We start from the raw sequence: 20,426 nt of genomic DNA, 5'->3' as shown, positions 1-20,426 counted from the left end.
CTTAAAAAGATGCTTTTTATTCTTTATCTGCTTTCCCAAGCTCATAAGCTTCGTTCATAACTTTCATTAACAACTCTAACACCGGCTGTGCCTTCTCCATATCAAGTGCAATTCCATTATCATCTAAAATTGCCTTTGCTTCCGGTAAATGCTTCATTGCGATTTGTAAAAACTGCATGCTTTTTTCGTTCATATTATGCTCTTCCTCTCCATTAAAACTTTCACATACAATAGTGTAACACGCGTACTACCCTTCGTATAACTCTTTATATTTTTTCATGTGTGCCAGTTGCTTATTTAAACCGTATTCTAACGGAGTATTTCTTTTTATTGAAATTACTTCGATAGCCTCATCTCTTACTTCGTTATTATTTTTATTTACTTTATCATCCGCGCGTAAAAGATTCATACCTTTTTCCCATAATGACTGTTTACCACTAAGTAAATTGTATATACCAAGATGCGCCCCGTTCGTTCCATGTTCCCATAAGTATTCACATACATCTTCAACGTAAAGTAAATCATTCCCCTTTTCCTCAATCGTACAACGCCACTCTTTTTCAACTAATTCTGATAAAATAAGCTGATGAAACATCATAAAGGACGGTTGCCACGGTCCATATAATGTTGGAACTCGAAATACACTATATTGTAAATTCCCTTTTTTCAATCCTTCTTCTACTTTCAAAAATAGGCGCTTATTTTCGGATTCATCTGTACTGCCTACTTCAATAGAAGAAATTAAATTTAACTTCACTTTTTGTTCTTCACACATTCTTATAATTCGCTTTAAATATTGTAATATGACTCTTTCATTCCGAAATCCACTTTGCTGATTTGGCTCATATAAGCAAAAATAAACAGTATCGAATCTCTCTTCCTCAACCGATCTCCATCCATCTTCATCTCTTATCGAATAATACGTAAATAACGCATTTCGCCCAATTAATAATAACTTCTCTTCATTAATTTTGGTCATACTATCGAATTCATCAAAATCAAGACCATAGACTTCCACTTCTTCTGCAATCATTTTATTTACAAGGTGATAACCTACAAACGTAAGTGCACCTATTATCAGCACGCGTTCCATACCACCAACCCTTTCCCTCTGAAACAAATAGCTCCTCATTTATGTATATGGGAGCTTCATAATTCTTCTTCATATTTTTTAAAGAAATCAGTCGTTTGCCTAACCATTTTATATTTCACATCTTGCAGATGGAACAAGACAGAAGTATCACATTGATTTAGTTGCCTCATTTTCTCATATCTACGCAACTGCTGTTTTCTTCCTCTTTTTTCTTGTGTTGATACGAAAATTTTAACAGGTACACAAGATGGAAGAAGCGTAAATGATTTCTTATTTATTTTTGATTCTACTTCTTCTTCTTTGGCATCATACGCCAAACTTAATTCCTTCACGAGTCTCTTGTAAAAAAATTTATGCTCTTTCTCAAAACTTACATATTCCGGTAAATCTAAACACGGATTTAGCATAACAACAGAACGAATACATTCAGGATATTTGTTCATCATTTCAAGTGCTACAAGCGCTCCCATACCATCTGCCATAATGTGCATTTTCGCATTTAACGTCTCTTTTCTCAAAACAACATCATATAAACGTTTTGCCAGACGAACAGATTGATCGTTTCCCCAATGTCTTCCGTATAAATTAGAGGAAAAGACCGTGTAGCCTTGTTCAATAAGACCATGTAAAAAATAAGATTTACCCGCATGTTGTGTCCATAAACTTGTACCATTCTCAATAAAGTAGTTATAATCACCGAGGAGCATAACAGAAAATCCATTTGGCTTCTCCGGTAAATAAATGACACATGGTTCTTTTTCTAAGTAAAAAAAACGTTCCGTAATACTCATTTTTCCCCCGCCTTATTTTCTAAACATATAAAAGTACTCTTTTATAATGTATGAACGGAATGCAAATTTGCGTTGAAAAATCTACAAATATTTTTCTATATTCTTTTTTCAATTGTGTTACAATAAGGACAGATTGAACGAATAGAGGTGTAAAATATGCGTTTCATTTGGGCATTAATTTGGTCGTTCTTACTTGTACACATGATGAGCTATGTAATCGGCTCTATGACTGGCGGTACATACGACTTTAACCAAGCGTCTATTTTCTCAGTTGTTCTTGCTGTGTTAGTACTAGCAATTTCAGCTGCAATTCCAAACGAGCCAGTAGAACAACACTAAAAAAAGAGTCCGGATTTTATCCGAACTCTTTTTTATTTTTATTTCACATGAACGACTAATTCGTTATTTTCTACATCAACAACTACGTGACTATTATCAGTAATTGTTCCTGCAATTAATTCTCGTGCTAATTTCGTTTCCACTTGACGCTGTACGTATCGTTTTAATGGACGAGCTCCGTACATTGGGTCGAAACCAGCTTCTACAACAAATTCTTTTGCTGCATCTGATAATTCTACTGTAATGTGACGGTCAGCTAGACGACCTTGTAGTTCTTTTACAATTTTATCAACAATGCCTTTAATTTCATTCGTTGTAAGAGGTTTGAATAAAATAATTTCATCAACACGGTTTAAAAATTCAGGGCGGAAATGTCCTCTTAATTGCCCCATTACAAGGTCTCTTGATTCCTCTTTAATCGAACCATCTTCTTCTAATCCATCTAGTAAATGAGCAGATCCGATATTTGAAGTCATAATAATAACTGTATTTTTAAAATCCACTGTACGACCTTGCGAATCTGTAATGCGTCCATCATCTAACATTTGTAATAAAATGTTGAATACTTCTGGATGTGCTTTTTCAATTTCATCTAATAAAACAACGGAATATGGTTTACGTCTTACCGCTTCAGTTAATTGACCGCCTTCCTCATATCCTACATATCCAGGAGGTGCACCAATTAAGCGTGACACTGCGTGTTTCTCCATATACTCAGACATGTCAATGCGAATCATTTGCTCTTCACTATCAAATAAAGACTGGGCTAACGTTTTTGCAAGTTCTGTTTTACCAACACCTGTTGGTCCTAAGAAGATGAAAGAACCAATCGGGCGGTTCGGATCTTTAATACCAGCGCGAGCACGAAGAACTGCGTCTGACACTAGGCTTACTGCTTCCTCTTGTCCGATAACACGCTCTGATAAGATTTGCTCTAAGCGTAATAATTTCTCGCGTTCACCTTCCACGAGTTTCGCAACAGGAATACCAGTCCAGCGTGAAACAATATCTGCAATTTCTTCTTCACTTACTTCCTCACGTAATAAACGATTTTCTTGTTTATTATGCCCGCCCATTTCTTCCGCTTCTTTTAACTCTTTTTCAATTGCTGGAATTTTCCCGTGACGAAGTTCGGCTGCTTTATTTAAATCGTAATTACCTTCTGCTTCTTCTAATTCACGACGCAGACGTTCTAAATGTTCACGTAAGTCACGAACTTTGTGAATTTCTTCTTTTTCTTTCTCCCATTTCGCTCTCATACCACTTGCAACTTCTTTTAAATCCGATAATTCACGTTGCAATGTTTTTAGACGCTCTTGGCTACCACGATCCGTTTCTTTTCCAAGAGCCGCTTCTTCAATTTCCAGCTGCATAATGCGGCGCGTTACTTCATCTAATTCTGTCGGCATAGAATCAATTTCTGTACGAATTGTTGCACATGCTTCGTCAACAAGGTCAATTGCTTTATCAGGTAAGAAGCGATCTGAAATATATCGATCTGATAAAACTGACGCTGCTACAATCGCACGGTCATGAATATTTACACCGTGATAAATTTCAAAGCGTTCTTTTAATCCACGTAAAATTGAGATTGTATCTTCAACAGTTGGTTCTTCTGCTAATACTTGTTGGAAACGTCTTTCTAGCGCTGGATCTTTTTCAATATATTTGCGATATTCATCTAGTGTTGTGGCTCCAATACAATGCAGTTCACCACGTGCAAGCATCGGTTTTAACATATTTCCTGCATCCATGGCTCCTTCTGTTTTACCAGCTCCAACTATTGTATGAAGTTCATCAATGAATAATAAAATGCGGCCCTCACTCTTTTTAATTTCATTTAATACAGCTTGCAGACGCTCTTCGAACTCACCACGGAATTTCGCACCTGCTACGAGCGCACTCATATCTAACGCAAAAATCGTTCTATCTTTCAATCCTTCAGGTACATCTTTTTTCACAATACGCTGTGCTAGCCCTTCAACGATTGCTGTTTTACCAACACCTGGCTCCCCAATTAAAACAGGATTGTTTTTCGTTTTACGTGAAAGAATACGAATTACACGTCGTATTTCACTATCACGGCCGATTACAGGATCGATTTTCCCTGCTCTCACTTCCGCCACTAAATCACGGCCATATTTTTCTAACGCTTCATAAGTTGCTTCTGGATTTTGACTCGTCACTCTTTGATTCCCCCGAACTGTCATTAAAGACTGTAATAAGTTATCTTTCGTAATATACAATCTTGTAAATAATTGATTTATATCGCCTTTTTCTTCAGAAAAAGCAAGCAATACATGTTCTACTGAAATGTAATCATCCTGCAGTTTTTCTGCTTCTTTCCCTGCTCTTACAAGCAGTTGTTGCAGAGCGCTCGTTACATACAATTTTCCAACTTCTGCACCGCTCCCCGTTACAGAAGGTTTCTTTTTAATTAAACTTTCAGCACCTTGCTTTAATGCTTCTATATCAACATTCATTTTTTGAAATATACGTACTGCTAATCCATCTTGCTCTTCTAATAATGCAAGTAATAGATGAACAGTATCCACCTCTTGGTGATGATGAGATACCGCTAAAGATTGGGCACTCATAATCGCCTCTTGTGTTTTTGTTGTCATTTGATTTAAGTCCATCTTTACAGCCCTCCAAAAGTTTGACTTTCTTTGACCTTTTATTTGATTATACGCCAACTGACTTTTTTATACAATAATTTTGCCTATGTATTTTCAAACTTATTATTTGAAAAAGAAAAAGAGAGCATTCATTATACTGCTAAAAATACGGTAAATGAAATTACAATGTGTAACGACAAAAAAGCCGCAATAATGATTGCGGCTTCTGTTACGGTTTTCTTTTATATGTCCACTGGCGGTTATGATTCGTGTTATCCGGAAACTTTTCACCGGCAGTTAATTTCACCATTTGCGGATCTTTCACCATACTTCCCGTTTCACCAATTTCTACGTAAATGCCATCATTCGGCGCTTTTTGTCCAGAACGAAACCTGCGATTTTGTCCCATCTTCATTCTCCTTCCATGACGTCTTGCCTCATTAGTATATCCATTTTAAAAGAAAGCTTTTCTGTCATGTTTAGGAAACAGTACTACATCTCATTCTTGTACATATATATGAATGACACAAGCGTAAGCAGGGATTTCTTTCTTACTTGTAGAAAAAAAAAGAAACCAACCTACCCTAGGCTAGTTTCAAAGGAGAGTCAAACATATACGAGAAGATTACATGTTCATTATATGTCTCATCACACGAGCAATGTAACCCTTTTCACAATTTGTACATAATGAAAGAAACATTGTTTGAACTTTCTAAAAAGATGTTGACTTTTCTTAATTTCCAACGATAAATAGTAGACACCACAGCACTTTGAGACGTAAGATGGATATATAGTGAAATTTCCATCTATGGTGATTTCACCAAGTCTAACCTCTTATTTCTGCATATTAAAAACGGAAATACAGATAGATACAAAAAAATTATTATAAGAGGTGAAATTATGAACAAACAACATTTAATCGCATTAGACTTAGACGGCACTTTATTAACAGACAACAAAATAATTTCCACTCGAACGAAACATACAATTGCAAAAGCAAAGGAACAGGGACATATTGTTGTTATTTCAACAGGACGTCCATTCCGTGCTAGTTACGATTACTATAAAGAACTTGATCTTAACACACCTATCGTAAACTTTAACGGCGCTTACGTACATCATCCTCTTGATTCAAACTGGGGAACACATCACTCTCCTCTTGAGCTAGCAACAGCGCAAGAAATTGTCCGAGCTTGCTTTGATTTTGGCGTAAAAAATATATACGCGGAAGTAATGGACGATGTGTATGTTCGTGAAATTGATGAAGATAAAAAACATATTTTCGAATTCGGCTCTCCTAAGATTTTTACCGGAGACTTATTAAATATTTTAAACGATCATCCAACTTGCTTATTAATTGACGCACATGACGAGCATTCTACTGCAATTCGTCAACATTTAACGGATATGCATGCGGAAGTAATCGACCATAGAAAATGGGGCGCACCTTGGCCGATTATTGAAATTGTGAAAAGCGGATTAAATAAAGCAGTTGGATTACAAAAAATTTCTAGTCATTACAACATTCCACAAGAGCGAATTATCGCTTTCGGTGATGAAGATAATGATTTTGAAATGATTGAATTTGCTGGTCACGGCATCGCAATGGGAAATGCCATCCCTGAATTAAAATCACTCGCAAACCATACGACGTTAACGAACGAAGAAGATGGTATTGCTTTATATTTAGAAGAGGTTCTTGGGTTGTAATCTAAAAATTCCCTACTTATAGTTTCCTGCCAAATGTCCATACTATAAGTAGACGCATGAGACATTGCGTCGATTGTTTTCAGCTAAATAAAGGGGGTTTTTCGAATGGGTAAAAAGAACAAATCAAAACGTTTTATCCAACAAGGAGCCGATGCTGTTATGAAGCATGATGCAAGATTCCCGTACAGAGGTACATTAGCTGAGGCAGAAAAAGCAAGAAGTAACTCTTCTTTTGGAGGGGTTTAAATGGGGAACTTACTATTCCAACAAGCTAGAGATGCTGTTGAAAATGCCGTATCTTGTTCAAGCGGTACTGAGCAACAAGATCTCGTGTATAGAGCAAAAAATGCTTTGCAATCCGCTTACGCAAACTCTTCAACTGCTGAAAAAGTTCAGCTCCGTGAAATGCAAGAGCAATTGCAAAACATCACGAATTTACATTAAAAAAGAGGACCAACTTTGGTCCTCTTTAATCTTTCCGAAACAATCCGAACACCCCAACTGTTTGCAGTATATTTGTAAATGCACCTGGGTCCACTTGTTTAATAATCCTCTCTAATTCGTATAACTCGTAACGGGTAATAACCATCATTAACATTTCTTTATTTTCATTCGTATAAGCACCTGTTGCTGGTATCGTTGTAATCCCTCTTACTAATCGCGAGTGAATCGCCTTTCTTACGTCTGCCCCATTCTTCGTAACAATTAATGCTGTAATCTTTACATGACGAGTATGAATTGCATCAATAATTCTCGTTGATACATATAAAGTCACTAGCGTATACAACGCTTTTTCCCATCCATATACATAGCCAGCAGCGATAATGATAATTGCATTAAAAAAGAAAAAGTATGTACCGACAGGCTTATCTTTTATTTTTGATAAAATCATGGCGATAATATCTAATCCACCTGTAGAAGCACCCCACTTTAAAGCAATCCCTACTCCAATTGCCGAAATAATCCCGCCAAAAATCGCATTTAATATGATATCATTCGAAACCGCTCTAACAGGGATGATCTCTAGAAACAAAGTCATAAATATAACACAAAGAAAACTGAAAAAGGTGAAGGCCTTTCCAACCTTTTTCCACGCTAAAATAACGACAGGAATATTAAATAAGCTAAACAATACTCCCGTAGATATGTGAATCGATAAAAAATCACCTAATATTTGTGATAATAATTGAGACAATCCAGCAAAGCCGCTCGCATACACTTTTGCTGGCGTTAAAAATAAATTCATCCCAATCGCGTTTAATAAACCTGCGATGATTACAACGATTAACTTCTTTATAAGTTCAGTATAATTCAACTTCAAATCCATTTCGAATCCACCTTTACCCTTCATAAATGCACCGCTATACATAGTCTTTACGAAAAAGGAAATGATAAACGTACAACGTTTAGAAATGGAGTTGATACATATGCCACATACGAGTGATAACGACAAAAAAGCACGCGATAATAACGCAAAACGCACACAAAAAAATGAGCAAGAGCAAAAAAATATTCAGCAAGGTAAACGTGCATACTCTAAAAAGACCGATCACCTTTGATTCCATCGTACATCAACAATTATGTTGATGTACTTTTTTACATTTTAAAGGAAAAAAACATTAAAAATTCACTTCATGTTCACTTCTATATTCTACAATAGCGATAACATATTCGGATGAGGTGTTGGCATGAGAGGGAAACATATTTTCATTATTACTGCACTAATAAGTATATTGATGCTATCTGCTTGCGAACAAAAAAATGGCTCAGCTACAGTCGCTACAGCAACAGACTCGACCATTACAAAGGATAACTTCGAAAAACAATTGAAAGATCGTTACGGAAAAGACATGCTATACGAAATGATGGCACAAGACGTCATCACAAAAAAATATAAAGTATCTGATGAAGAGGTAAATAAAGAAGTAGAAAAAGTAAAAAAACAATATGGAGATCAATTCAAAAAAGTATTAGAAAATAATGGTTTAAAAGATGAAGAGGATTTTAAAAATCAAATTAAGTTCAAACTTGCTATGAATGAAGCAATTAAGAAAAGCATTACAGAGAAAGACGTAAAAGACCACTATAAGCCAGAAATTAAAGCGAGTCACATTTTAGTAAGTGACGAAAATGAAGCGAAAGAAATAAAGAGTAAACTAGATGCTGGTGCTTCATTTGAAGAATTAGCAAAACAAGAATCACAAGATCTACTATCAAAAGATAAAGGCGGAGACCTTGGATACTTCAATTCAGGTACAATGGCTCCTGAATTCGAAACGGCTGCCTACAAACTAAATGTTGGACAAATTAGCAACCCCGTAAAATCATCAAACGGTTATCACGTTATTAAATTAACTGATAAAAAAGATTTAAAACCTTACGATGAGGTAAAAAACTCTATTCGCAAAAACTTAGAGGAAGAACGTACTGCTGATCCTGTATTCAGCAAAAAATTGTTACAAGAGGAATTAAAAAAGGCAAATATTAAAATAAATGATAGTGATTTGAAAGATACATTTACTCTTGTTTCTCCGCAAGGAAATTAAAAAAGCACAACCTTATTTTTTTAGATAAGGTTGTGCTTTTTAATCTTTTATCTTATTTCTTAAAGTAAGTCCAACCTTCTTCTTGGTAAACCTTTTCTTCTTTCATCAACTTACCAAGTGCACGCTTAAATGCAGCTTTACTCATGTTAAAGCGTTCTTTAATATCTTCTGGATGGCTCTTATCCCAAAACGGCATTGCTCCGCCTCGTTCTTCCATATATGCATAAATTACTGCAGCATCGTCTTCCATTCCTTCTTCTTTACGAGGAAGAAGTGAAATGTTAATTGTACCGTCATCTTTTACGTCAATAATACGGCCTGTTACACGCTGACCGATGCGGACTTGTTCTTTTCTTTCTGTATGGTGTAAGAAAGCACGGAAATGTTCATCTGTTAAAACGAATGAACCTACTTGAAGCGAACGATATACACGTCCATTTACGTTTTTATTACGCATAGATGGCGTTGCATCTACGATAATTTCTTGCATATCACTGTCTCTTGCCGGAAGAGCAATTAAACGATCACGATTCGTTAATTTTAACGTACAATATAATTCGTCGCCTACTTCTGGCCATACTGGCATATAAATCGGGAACTCATCAGCTGGAATTAGTATATCTTTTGACACACCAATATCAACAAACACACCTAAACTAGGAATAACTTCTACAACCTTTACCCAGTTCCAATCATAAGTTGTAATAATTGGTTCCTTCATTGTTGCTGAAATACGATTTTGGTGATCAAGGTATAAGAATACATCAATCGTATCGCCTTCTTCAATTTCTCCAGCTACTTCGTTTTTATGTAGGAAAATTTCTTCTTCTTCATTCCCAACCATATATCCGATTTCCGTTTCGCGTAAAACAGTTACCTGTTCAATCGATCCTATTTGCAAATACATATTTTTTAATTCCCTTCTATATATATAAAATTATCTTTTTTATCATTCCAAACAAAAGTTAATTATAACATGATTTTTCCTATATTTGTCCAACTGCCCAAAATTCACTATAATAAAATGAGGTTACATGAATATAAGTACGAAAACACTTAAGTCTAGACTCGTTTTCAGATATACTTTAGTATGTACAGTACATAACAAGATTAGAAATTTATTTGGAGGTGCTAACTATGGCAAAAGATAGTTCTTTTGACATCGTTTCGAAAGTAGAATTACCTGAAGTAACAAACGCAATTAACATCGCATTAAAAGAAATCCAAAACCGATATGACTTTAAAGGAAGTAAAAGTGATATTAAATTAGAAAAAGAAGTACTTGTTTTAACTTCTGATGACGAGTTTAAATTAGAGCAAGTAAAAGACGTTCTTATCTCTAAACTTGTAAAACGTAACGTTCCAATTAAGAACTTAGATTACGGAAAAGTTGAAGCTGCAACTGGCAACACTGTTCGCCAACGCGCAACACTTCAACAAGGTATCGATAAAGATAACGCGAAAAAAATTAACAACATCATTAAAGAAATGAAATTAAAAGTAAAAACACAAGTACAAGATGATCAAGTACGTGTTACAGCAAAAAGCCGTGATGACTTACAAGCAGTAATCGCAGCTGTTCGTAGCGCTGATTTACCAATCGACGTACAGTTCATTAACTACCGCTAAAAAGAAAACTCCTCTTAATTAGAGGAGTTTTCTTTTTTGTCTTGTAGAGACAATATTACGAGAACAAACTATAGAAAAAGGTATATGCGGTGAAAATTGCTAAGTGAACAGGGTCTAACCATACGCATACTTTACAAGTGACCGTATGATTAAACTAGGCCTTATTGTAGAATTTGTTTTATACATGTATTTAGCAGACCTTATTGAAAATAAGAAAAAGACACCTCAAGACGTTTCCCCCTTCGATTTGAATTACTTTTCTTAGTAACTACACCCTAGACCAAAGTCATCTTAAAAATCGCTGTAACTCATAATTCCTCCCCCGCCAAAACGTAACAATTTATGAGTATAAGAATATTTCCCAACCTTTAATGTAATGTAAAATTAATAAGGAACTTAAAAAATGTTAATTAAAAAAGAGTTAGAAGTGGTTATATGAAGAAATTAATACTCTGGTTTTTATTGGCCACATTCTCCCTAAATACTGTAGGATGTTCTAATAATGCGAATTCACTAACGGATAAGTCTAACTGTATCAACAAAGCTTGGTACAAAAAAACTATGTCATGTAATCATTTAAAAAAACATTAAATAGTTAATGATAAAGGTCTAAAGAAAAGACACCCCAAAGTGCCTTCCTCCGACTTGAACCAATAATATTCGGATGGATTTAAAAAGAAGCATACATCGTTAATAAAGATGCAGACTTCAAAATAAAAAGTACACTAAGTAAACTCTTATTCAAAAATTTATATTAAACACTAATATTTTAGAAGAAAGTTTATAAGTTTAGAACCTACAGGGATTTTCCCTGTAGGTTCTATTATATTTCAAGTAATCCCCAAATGAATTATGAGTGGCTTTTTTCATTTTGGTTTTCAAAATATTTTTCTTTAACCATTTTTATCAGATTTTCTTTTTCTGTTAGTTCAAATATAAATAATGCTTTTTTCATGTTATTTGCAATATCTTCTTCATTCTGTTGTTTAAATCTTAATAAATTCCATCCCTTTAAATAGTAAAGTTCACCTAATAAGTATAAAGTATTTAGATTAATAGCTAATTTGATTCCTTTATCAATGTATTTTACCGCCTCTTCATATTGATAGGTCATACCTAAACATTTCGCTAAATTAAAAATGATTTTTAATTTAATCGCTTTATCTCTCGGAAAATCTAACTTATTAAAATTAGTTAAACACCTTCTTAATATAGTAATACTTTTATCATATTCTTTATTTTCCGCATAAAATATAGACATTGTCTGCATAATATCTATTTCTCTTTCTGATAAAAAATCAACATTGGTTAAAGTTAGTTTTAATGCATTATTTAAAAGCTTTAAAGCAGTTTTTATGGATCTGTTCGCCTCAAATATAGCAATTGCTTCATGCCATAGGAGAAATTGTTTATCTTCTTTTGCCTGGAAATTCTTTTCATCTTTCTCTTTTTTCACGATTTCATAAAGTTCATTATATTGTTTTTGCTTTAAGCAATCTTTTATTACGCATTTTACATTTTCTACATATTTTAGTTTTTTGTTTTGAGTTAATGCAAATATATTATTTGGGTCAATACCAAGTCTTTCTGATAATTGATATAACAATATACTAGATGGATAAATCACACCTTTTTCTATTTTGCTAATTTGACTTTGCGAACATATTCCATGACATAATTCGGATTGTGATATATTTTTTTTAATTCTAAGCTCTTTAATGGTAATACCCAAATCGTAAAACTCCATTTGCTCACCTACTATTTAGCACTATATTAGTATAAGAGTATTCTCTAACTTTTAATGTAATGTAAAATTAATATAGTTGCAATTATTGATTGTTTCAAAGGTCTTCCTCTATCCGTATGAACACAAAAACAGGTTAGAAAGAAGACTTTTTCTCCCTAACCTGAAATCCCCCTCTCATTAGAGAAGTTTTCATTTTCGCATCGTTTCTCTTAAGAAATTTCATATCAACAGAATAAACACTATTGCCCCGCCGAACAAACTTACATATACAATAAGAAGACATGAACATAGAGCCAGCAACTTCTCATCTACGCTTCCTTTTAACTGCAATTAAAAACGCAATAAATAATACATTCACCCCAACGATTAAGGAGATAAATAACCAATTCACACCTGTTTCTCCTTTAACTTTATACACGTTTGATTCTTCACGCTTTAAAACGAGATAAAATTTTCCGTTTTCCTCTCTTATAATTTCATCCTGCAACAATCCTCTTAACTCTTGTTTTTCACCAATTGCACTTGCAGGTAAGGAGACTTTTTGTGTTTCTTTCGTATTATTAATTGCTACTAAAGTTACTTCATCTTTATATTTTCGTTTTAGTATACTCATCCCGCTCTTATCATACAGAAGCTCAAACGTACCGCGTCGTAAAGACGGTCTCGCCTGCCTAAGTTCACCTAGTTTTGCTATGTGTTGCATAAACTTTTCGTCTGACTTAAAATCCATTAATCGTCTATTATCGGGTACACTTCCTCCATCTAATGCAATTTCAGTTCCGTAATAAAAATTCGGAATTCCAGGTGATGTTAACAAATAAGTAAGCGCCAGTTTTAAACGTGATGGCGGATAATACATATGTTCTTTTGCAATACGCGCATATCTTTTTGTTTCTTGATTATCTAAGAACGTAACAAATTCTCCTTCTTTTTTACTCACATCGTATAACGATTTCACCGATACATCCGCTTTAGAAAACGACTCTACTATTTTTTCGTTGTATTCGCTATCCTCCTTTGTCATAATACGAAAATCTTTCTTTATCACTTGCATATCTTTTTGCGCGTTATCCCAAAAGGAACGCGGCTTTTTTTCACTATGTATAACATAACTTCCGTCTAAATCAACTTCTTTTATCCACCATTTCATTGCGTCAATTACCTGTTGTTCGTTTTCTCCAAGCGGAAATTGAAATACAACTTTCATTCCTTTTGCATGAACTTCTTTTACAAGTTCTTTCACATCATTGTCTGTCCCGAAATGTTCATTTACCTTTTTATAATTTCGCACGTCTAATCCATCGTACTTTCCACTTTCAAAAAGCGGCGAAAGCATAACGGTAGTAAAACCCATTTCTTTTATGTAATCCAACCTTTTTATAATTCCTCTTATATCCCCTCCTTGATACCCTTCTAAATTACCAACTTCTAACTGTTTGTCATTTTTCGGTTCTCCATTATTGAAGCGATCAATCATAATGGAGTATATAACTTCATCTCGCCACTCTCTTTTTTCGTCTGCAAAAGTATGTATTGGTACAAACAAAACAACAGCTAAGCAAAAACAAATGAATAGTTTCCTAGTCCGTATTTTTCCCACACGCATCCCCCAAGTTTTTTAATTGTAAGAATATTATACCAATTATCCGAATGAAACGCATATGTCGATTTTAATCCTCACAAAATAATTCATGTTAGGTTTCATGACATCATTCATATAATTTTCTGAATTTTTAGTTGATTTTCAGTTTAATTTCGAATATGATATGAAACATAACAAATAGATGATATTTTTTCTAACATTACAGGAGGAGAGATCATGGATATGGGAGATACAGTTTTTATGTTTGTAACGACAGTAATGGTCATGTTGATGACACCAGGATTGGCACTTTTTTATGGAGGTATGGTTCGCAGCAAAAATGTACTCAGCACAACGATGCATAGTTATAGCGCAATGGCTATCGTTTCGATTCAATGGATTGTTATCGGCTATTCTTTATCATTCGGACCAGATTGGCACGGGCTTATCGGTACACTTGATTGGTTCGGTCTAAACGGAGTTACCTACGCACCAAATCCAGACTACTCATCTACTATTCCTCACAATTTATTCATGATGTTTCAACTCATGTTCGCCATTTTAACTCCAGCTTTAATTTCAGGTGCATTTGCTGAAAGAATGCGATTTTCTGCCTTTCTTATTTTTATCCTTCTATGGACAACGATCGTTTACAATCCTGTCGCTCATTGGGTATGGGGCGTTGGCGGGTGGCTAAGAGAACTTGGTGCACTAGACTTCGCTGGCGGAAACGTCGTTCACATCACTTCCGGAGTTGCTGGTCTTGTATTAGCTATTTTCCTTGGAAAACGAAAAAACATAAATGGTTCTTCTCCTCACCATTTGCCATTTACAATGTTAGGTGCAGGCTTATTATGGTTTGGCTGGTTCGGTTTTAACGTCGGCAGCGCATTATCCTTAAACGACGTAGCTTTAACTGCATTTATTAATACAAATATAGCCGCCGCTGCCGCCGCTCTAACTTGGATGCTTTCTGAATGGTTCTTCCAATCAAAACCGACCGCAATGGGAGCTGCTTGCGGAGTTGTTTCTGGTCTAGTCGCTATTACACCAGCTTGCGGGTTCGTTACACCTTTCTCCGCCCTTCTTATCGGAGCAATTGGTGGCATATTATGCTTTGGCGCCGTTTTCTTCTTAAAAACAAAATTTGGGTATGACGATACACTTGATGCCTTTGGATGCCACGGCATCGGAGGAACTTGGGGCGGTATTGCAACAGGACTATTTGCAACTACTACCGTAAACGGGGATGGTGCGAACGGATTGTTTTACGGAAACGCCGCGTTACTGTTTAAACAACTTATAGCGATTGGCGCAACATATGCATTCACAATCATCATGACGTATGCCATTATTAAAGCGATCAACTTCTTCCTCCCTGTTCGAGTAGATGAACATGAAGAACACATGGGTCTTGATATTTCAATGCATGGTGAGAAGGCTTATGAACATGCAGAGCGAGCAAACTAAAAAAGAGATGCAATCTATCGATAGTAGATTGCATCTCTTTTTAATATACTGTCAGGAATATATCGACGTTCCGACACAGGATACCTATTTACCAAAAAATTCCAACATGAAGAAGATGAAAAATACCCCGGCATAAATTTACACACAAAAAAGACGACCGAAGCCCGGTCGTCTTTTCCTATTTATTTCGGAGCATTTCCTACATATTGCGTAATATCAACATTTAATGCCTGCGCTAAACGCATACCGTATTCTTGATCTGCACGGAAGAAGTTACAAACAGCTAATAATTTTGTGCGTTCATTTACGTCTTTTAGATCATTTGTTAAGTTTGCAATTAAGTTATCTTGCTCTTCTTTAGAGAATGAACGGTAACGCTCACCTGCTTGTTTGAAGTCATTTGGTTTCTCAATTTTTTCACGAGATACATAGCCTTCTACTTTCATAGTTGAATCGCGGTAAGCTTTGTCTTCAACTGGATTCTCTGCATGACGACTCGGTTCGTAGTTGATTGTAGATGGGTTTTGATTCACTTGCATCGCACCATCACGTTGTTGATTCTGAACAGCTGCGTATGGGCAGTTTACAGGAATTTGTAAGTAATTTGCACCAAGACGATAACGCTGTGTATCTGGGTAAGAGAATAAACGACCTTGTAATAATTTATCTTCCGATGGCTCAATACCATTTACAGTTGCACTTGGAGAGAACGCTACTTGCTCTACTTCTGCAAAGAAGTTTTTCGGATTACGATTTAACGTCATTGTCCCTACTTCCATTAATGGGAAGCGATCTTCTGGCCATACTTTCGTTGGATCTAGTGGATCAAAGTCTAAAGAGTCCATTTCATCTAATTGCATAACTTGTACGTGTAAATCCCATTTTGGGTAATTTCCTTTTTCGATTGCATCGAACAAGTCACGAGTTGCATGATTGAAGTCTTTCCCTTGTACTTCTTGCACTTCTTTCGCATTTAAGTTACGTACACCTTGCTGTGGTTTCCAGTGGTATTTAATATAAACAATTTTGCCTTCTTCATTAATCCATTTAAATGAATGGACGCCGAAACCTTCCATTTCACGATAGCTTGCTGGTGTACCGTAATCAGAAAATACCCATGTCATCATATGTGTAGATTCTGGACTTAACGTCATGAAATCCCAATAACGATCTGGCGTTTGAATATTCGTATCAGGTGCTGGTTTTAAGGAATGTACCATATCAGGGAATTTAATTGCATCACGAATGAAGAAAACTGGTAAATGATTACCTACGATATCGTAGTTTCCTTCTTCTGTATAAAATTTAACAGCAAACCCACGTGGGTCACGTGCTGTTTCAGGAGAACCTTGACCATGAATAACCGTTGAAAAACGAACAAATACAGGCGTTTCAGTTCCTTCATTTTGTAAAAATGCTGCTTTCGTATATTGCTTCATACTATTTTTCGTTACGAATACACCGTGAGCACCTGCACCACGTGCATGCACAACACGCTCCGGAATACGTTCACGATCAAAGTGCGCAAGTTTTTCTACTAAATGATAGTCTTCTAATAATACTGGTCCACGACGACCAGCTGTACGAGAATTTTGGTTGTCTCCAACTGGAGCACCTTGGTTTGTTGTTAAGCGATTATTTGGATTCATCTAGGGGGATCCTCCTCTTTCTTTCGTAGTAATCATTATTTATTTAAAATTATTATAAATTAATTATTATTCAAAACTAAATCTTTGTCAACTATTTCCTTCACTTTTTTGGAAACAATTTCAGCCAAACAGTCGATAAATGCAGATTGTGCATTCGGCATATTTGGTCTGAAATATTTGGCATTTAATTCATCCGTTACAACTTTACATTCATAATCGTTGTCATATAAAACTTCTAAATGCTCCGCTACAAAACCAACTGGGCAATATACGAAAGATTCGTACCCATGCTCTTCATATAAATCTTTCGTTAAATCTTGCACATCTGGACCAATCCACGGATCTGGAGTATTCCCAGCACTTTGCCAACCGATTGTATAGTTTTGAATATTTGCAGCTTCTGCAATTAAATCTGCCGTATGCTTTAGTTGTTCTACATATGGGTCTCCTGTTGCAATAATTTTTTCTGGCAAACTATGCGCTGAAAAAATTACGACTGCTTTCTCTTTATTATCAATTTCTGTAAACGTCTCTTTTATTTGGTCTGCCCAATACGAAATAAATTTCGGTTTATCATACCATTGTTCAATTGGTTCAATAACAGGACCACCAATTTCTTGCGAAAGACGAATAGCACGGTCATTATACGCTTTAATGCTAAATGTAGAGTAATGTGGCGCTAATACGATACTAATCGCTTGCTCAATCCCATCACGCTTCATTTCTTCTACCGCATCTTCTATAAATGGTGCAATATGTTTTAAACCTAAGTAACAAGTAAATTCATACTCTGTAAATATGTTATTCATTGAATCTGTTAATTTATGCGCCTGTTCTTTCGTAATTTTTGCAAGCGGCGAAATTCCACCAATCGCTTTATAGCGCTCGATTAAATCTTGGAGTGCCTCTTTGGAAGGTTTACGACCGTGGCGAATATGTGTGTAGTACGCTTCTACATCATCTAATGATTCTGGCGTTCCATACGCCATTACGAGTAAACCTATTTTTTTCTTTGTCATCTATATAACACCTCAATTTTATAAATGAGAATCTTTTTCAAGAACGTTTGTTTCCAATTATAACAAACAATAATAAGTACGTAAAGATAATTATTCTAAATAAGTATTTTTTCTAATATGATTTTAAATTTCATTTGACAATTTCTTTAATAAAAAGCGACTTACATAAAAGTAAGTCGCTTTTCCCTTATTCCCTAATATTTACCCCATACTCTTTAAACCAAACGTGAATTTGTGCTAAATGAGCTAAAAGTTGAGGACCTGTCATTAATTGCCCGAACCAAGGTGATTGAAATGCACTGCCGCCAGACTGAATCAATCCGCTCAACTGCTCTTTATCAAATAGTTCGTGTAAAATTGAACCTTTATCTGTTAATAAATCTTGTAGCCATACTGTGACTGCTTTCGTATAGTGCGGATTATGCGTTTTCGGATAAGGACTCTTCTTTCTATATAAGATGTCATGTGGAAGCACATCTTCTAACGCTTTACGTAATAGACCTTTTTCGCGGTTTTTATACATTTTCATTTCCCAAGGAATATTCCACGCATATTCGACAAGACGATGATCCGCAAATGGAACACGTACTTCTAAGCTTGCCCCCATACTCATGCGGTCTTTTCTGTCTAATAATGTTGTCATAAACCATACCATATTTAAATAAAATAATTGGCGTCTTTTCGCTTCTAGCGGACTTTCTCCCTCTAAAATAGGAACTTCTTGAATCGACTCTTCATAGCGCCTTTGTACATATTGTTGTAAATTTAATTTATTTCTCCATTCTTTTTTTAGAAGTTGTTCACGCGCTTCTGTAGAGCGCATCCACGGAAATGCACTCGATTGTAGATCATCTTCTCTATAAAACCACGGATATCCACCAAATATTTCATCTGCACATTCTCCAGATAAGCCGACGACAAAATCTTGTTTAATTTCGCGGCAAAACCATAATAATGACGAATCGATATCTGCCATACCAGGCAAATCACGAACGAGTACCGCCTCCGTTAAATACTCTGCTAGTTTTTCATTCGAAATGACGCAACGATGATGGGTTGTTTGAAACGTCTCTGTCATCAAATTAATAAACGGAGCATCTGAATTTGGCTGAAACGCATTCGCTTTAAAGTATTTGTCATTATCTTCGTAATCAATTGAATACGTGTGTAATTGTCCTTTTCCTGATCTCTCGTATTCTTTCGCCGCAATAGCTGTAATAGCGCTCGAATCTACACCACCTGATAAAAAGGTACATAGTGGTACATCAGAAACAAGCTGTCTTGTAATGGCATCTTGTAGTAAAAAGCGCGTTTTCTCTACTGTTTCTTCAAAAGAGTCTTCATGTTTTTTACTTTCTACATTCCAATATCTCCATATACACAAACCGTTCTTTGAAAATGTCATCGCATGACCTGGACGTAATTCTTTTATACCAGCATAAATACCGTGGCCAGGCGTTCTTGACGGTCCGAGTCCGAATATTTCTGATAACCCTTCTAATGTTACTTCCGCCTTCACATCTGGATGCGACAATATCGCTTTTAACTCCGAACCAAATAGTAAGCGTCCGCTATCATATTTATAAAAAAGTGGCTTTACACCTAATCGATCTCTCGCAATAAATACTTGTTCTTTCTGTTCGTCCCATACTGCAAACGCATATATACCGTTTAAATGATCGACACATTCTTCTTTCCATTCAATATAAGAAGCTAATAATACTTCTGTATCAGAATGACCTTTGAACGTATACCCTCTTCTTAATAATTCCTTTCGAATGTCTTCTGTGTTATAAAGTTCACCGTTATAGCAAATGGCGTAATTCGTTTCATCTTTTAAACAAGTCATCGGCTGTTTACCGCCCTCAGGGTCTACAACGATTAACCGTTTATGCCCAAATGCGACATTTCCTTTAATCCAAACTTTATTATCATCCGGCCCCCGCTTCGCTAACGTCTCAGCCATCTTCGTAACAACATCTCTTTCTCCTTCTAATGAGCGTTTATAATCCACCCATCCTGTAATCCCGCACATATAAATCATCCTTCCATCTTATTTCTTTTCTTGAACGTGCAGTAATCCCCACCCTAAGAGTGCGGATCAAAAAATGAAAAACTTGACGATAACCTACTATCCACATATGGAATAGCATTCTCACTCAGTAAAACGTGTTTTATTGTATGCCCACCTATGTCTAGATGTGTCTAGTTATAAAGAACGCACGAACTGTCT

20 protein-coding genes are annotated in these 20,426 nt (G+C 35.6%); 8 read left to right on the top strand and 12 right to left on the bottom strand.

Going from position 1 to position 20,426, the window contains the following annotated elements; genetic code table 11:
• Positions 1-16: 16 nt before the first annotated feature.
• From MHB52_RS06595 to MHB52_RS06585, 3 genes are read right to left on the bottom strand one after another with little or no spacing between them, the layout of a single operon-like run.
• Positions 17-193, bottom strand: a complete 177-nt coding sequence (locus tag MHB52_RS06595; RefSeq protein ID WP_001986215.1) for a ComZ family protein — start codon at positions 191-193, stop codon at positions 17-19.
• Between the two features lie 54 nt (positions 194-247).
• Entirely contained in the window at positions 248-1,120 is an 873-nt protein-coding gene (locus tag MHB52_RS06590) for an NAD-dependent epimerase/dehydratase family protein (RefSeq protein ID WP_002102826.1), read from the bottom strand.
• A gap of 29 nt (positions 1,121-1,149) precedes the next feature.
• Positions 1,150-1,884: a hydrolase gene (locus MHB52_RS06585; protein WP_000028692.1), complete on the bottom strand. Its 735-nt coding sequence runs from the start codon at positions 1,882-1,884 to the stop codon at positions 1,150-1,152.
• A gap of 156 nt (positions 1,885-2,040) precedes the next feature.
• On the opposite strand from MHB52_RS06585, the gene MHB52_RS06580 reads away from it, so the two are divergent.
• Positions 2,041-2,223, top strand: a complete 183-nt coding sequence (locus tag MHB52_RS06580) for a YjzD family protein (RefSeq protein ID WP_001211116.1) — start codon at positions 2,041-2,043, stop codon at positions 2,221-2,223.
• A 38-nt stretch (positions 2,224-2,261) separates the two neighbouring features.
• Here the strand turns inward: MHB52_RS06580 and clpB are convergent, their stop codons facing one another.
• Positions 2,262-4,862 (bottom strand): ATP-dependent chaperone ClpB, encoded by a 2,601-nt coding sequence (gene clpB / locus MHB52_RS06575; RefSeq protein ID WP_000365407.1) that lies wholly within the window; start codon positions 4,860-4,862, stop codon positions 2,262-2,264.
• 208 nt (positions 4,863-5,070) lie between these two features.
• Positions 5,071-5,250, bottom strand: coding sequence for a YjzC family protein (locus MHB52_RS06570; protein WP_000531421.1), 180 nt, complete (start codon positions 5,248-5,250; stop codon positions 5,071-5,073).
• A gap of 491 nt (positions 5,251-5,741) precedes the next feature.
• Between MHB52_RS06570 and MHB52_RS06565 the strand changes: the two genes are divergently transcribed.
• The 3 genes from MHB52_RS06565 (at position 5,742) to MHB52_RS06555 (ending at position 6,995) form a co-directional block, all read left to right on the top strand.
• A complete protein-coding gene (locus MHB52_RS06565) occupies positions 5,742-6,551 on the top strand; it encodes a Cof-type HAD-IIB family hydrolase (RefSeq protein ID WP_001041232.1) in 810 nt (269 codons plus the stop codon).
• 105 nt (positions 6,552-6,656) lie between these two features.
• A complete protein-coding gene (locus MHB52_RS06560; RefSeq protein ID WP_000516816.1) occupies positions 6,657-6,797 on the top strand; it encodes a hypothetical protein in 141 nt (46 codons plus the stop codon).
• The gene (locus MHB52_RS06555) at positions 6,798-6,995 is read left to right on the top strand and encodes a DUF3813 domain-containing protein (protein ID WP_000527407.1); all 198 of its coding nucleotides are present in this window, start codon (positions 6,798-6,800) and stop codon (positions 6,993-6,995) included.
• A gap of 25 nt (positions 6,996-7,020) precedes the next feature.
• Here MHB52_RS06555 and MHB52_RS06550 read toward each other — a convergent pair whose 3' ends face one another.
• On the bottom strand, positions 7,021-7,878 hold the full coding sequence (locus MHB52_RS06550) for a YitT family protein (protein WP_000364431.1): 858 nt from the start codon (positions 7,876-7,878) through the stop codon (positions 7,021-7,023).
• Positions 7,879-7,978: 100 nt separating this feature from the next.
• Between MHB52_RS06550 and MHB52_RS06545 the strand changes: the two genes are divergently transcribed.
• On the top strand, positions 7,979-8,110 hold the full coding sequence (locus MHB52_RS06545) for a DUF3941 domain-containing protein (protein ID WP_001120851.1): 132 nt from the start codon (positions 7,979-7,981) through the stop codon (positions 8,108-8,110).
• A gap of 129 nt (positions 8,111-8,239) precedes the next feature.
• Positions 8,240-9,097, top strand: a complete 858-nt coding sequence (prsA, locus tag MHB52_RS06540; RefSeq protein ID WP_016117415.1) for a peptidylprolyl isomerase PrsA — start codon at positions 8,240-8,242, stop codon at positions 9,095-9,097.
• 52 nt (positions 9,098-9,149) lie between these two features.
• Here the strand turns inward: prsA and MHB52_RS06535 are convergent, their stop codons facing one another.
• On the bottom strand, positions 9,150-10,004 hold the full coding sequence (locus MHB52_RS06535; protein ID WP_000281262.1) for a CvfB family protein: 855 nt from the start codon (positions 10,002-10,004) through the stop codon (positions 9,150-9,152).
• A gap of 230 nt (positions 10,005-10,234) precedes the next feature.
• Between MHB52_RS06535 and MHB52_RS06530 the strand changes: the two genes are divergently transcribed.
• The gene (locus MHB52_RS06530; RefSeq protein WP_001040149.1) at positions 10,235-10,726 is read left to right on the top strand and encodes a YajQ family cyclic di-GMP-binding protein; all 492 of its coding nucleotides are present in this window, start codon (positions 10,235-10,237) and stop codon (positions 10,724-10,726) included.
• Between the two features lie 850 nt (positions 10,727-11,576).
• Here the strand turns inward: MHB52_RS06530 and MHB52_RS06525 are convergent.
• Both MHB52_RS06525 and MHB52_RS06520 read right to left on the bottom strand, forming a co-directional pair.
• Positions 11,577-12,473: a helix-turn-helix domain-containing protein gene (locus MHB52_RS06525; protein ID WP_000397894.1), complete on the bottom strand. Its 897-nt coding sequence runs from the start codon at positions 12,471-12,473 to the stop codon at positions 11,577-11,579.
• Between the two features lie 304 nt (positions 12,474-12,777).
• Positions 12,778-14,079, bottom strand: coding sequence for an alpha-amylase family glycosyl hydrolase (locus MHB52_RS06520; RefSeq protein WP_044796128.1), 1,302 nt, complete (start codon positions 14,077-14,079; stop codon positions 12,778-12,780).
• Between the two features lie 213 nt (positions 14,080-14,292).
• Here MHB52_RS06520 and MHB52_RS06515 point away from each other — a divergent pair, with 213 nt between their 5' ends.
• Positions 14,293-15,525 carry an ammonium transporter gene (locus MHB52_RS06515; protein ID WP_000367131.1) on the top strand — a complete coding sequence of 411 codons (1,233 nt, stop codon included), beginning with the start codon at positions 14,293-14,295 and terminating at the stop codon, positions 15,523-15,525.
• 182 nt (positions 15,526-15,707) lie between these two features.
• Here MHB52_RS06515 and katB read toward each other — a convergent pair whose 3' ends face one another.
• The 3 genes from katB to asnB form a co-directional block, all read right to left on the bottom strand.
• Entirely contained in the window at positions 15,708-17,174 is a 1,467-nt protein-coding gene (gene katB / locus MHB52_RS06510) for a catalase KatB (RefSeq protein ID WP_001069181.1), read from the bottom strand.
• 59 nt (positions 17,175-17,233) lie between these two features.
• On the bottom strand, positions 17,234-18,193 hold the full coding sequence (gene hemH, locus MHB52_RS06505) for a ferrochelatase (protein ID WP_061663896.1): 960 nt from the start codon (positions 18,191-18,193) through the stop codon (positions 17,234-17,236).
• Positions 18,194-18,380: 187 nt separating this feature from the next.
• The gene (asnB, locus tag MHB52_RS06500) at positions 18,381-20,228 is read right to left on the bottom strand and encodes an asparagine synthase (glutamine-hydrolyzing) (protein WP_000334002.1); all 1,848 of its coding nucleotides are present in this window, start codon (positions 20,226-20,228) and stop codon (positions 18,381-18,383) included.
• Between the last annotated feature and the right edge of the window lie 198 nt (positions 20,229-20,426).

Origin of the sequence: Bacillus sp. FSL K6-0073, from assembly GCF_038006085.1 — a bacterium.
Lineage (GTDB): Bacteria > Bacillota > Bacilli > Bacillales > Bacillaceae_G > Bacillus_A > Bacillus_A cereus.
The sequence above is the reverse complement of the archived record's forward strand: the minus strand, read 5'-3'. Positions and strand labels throughout refer to the sequence as shown.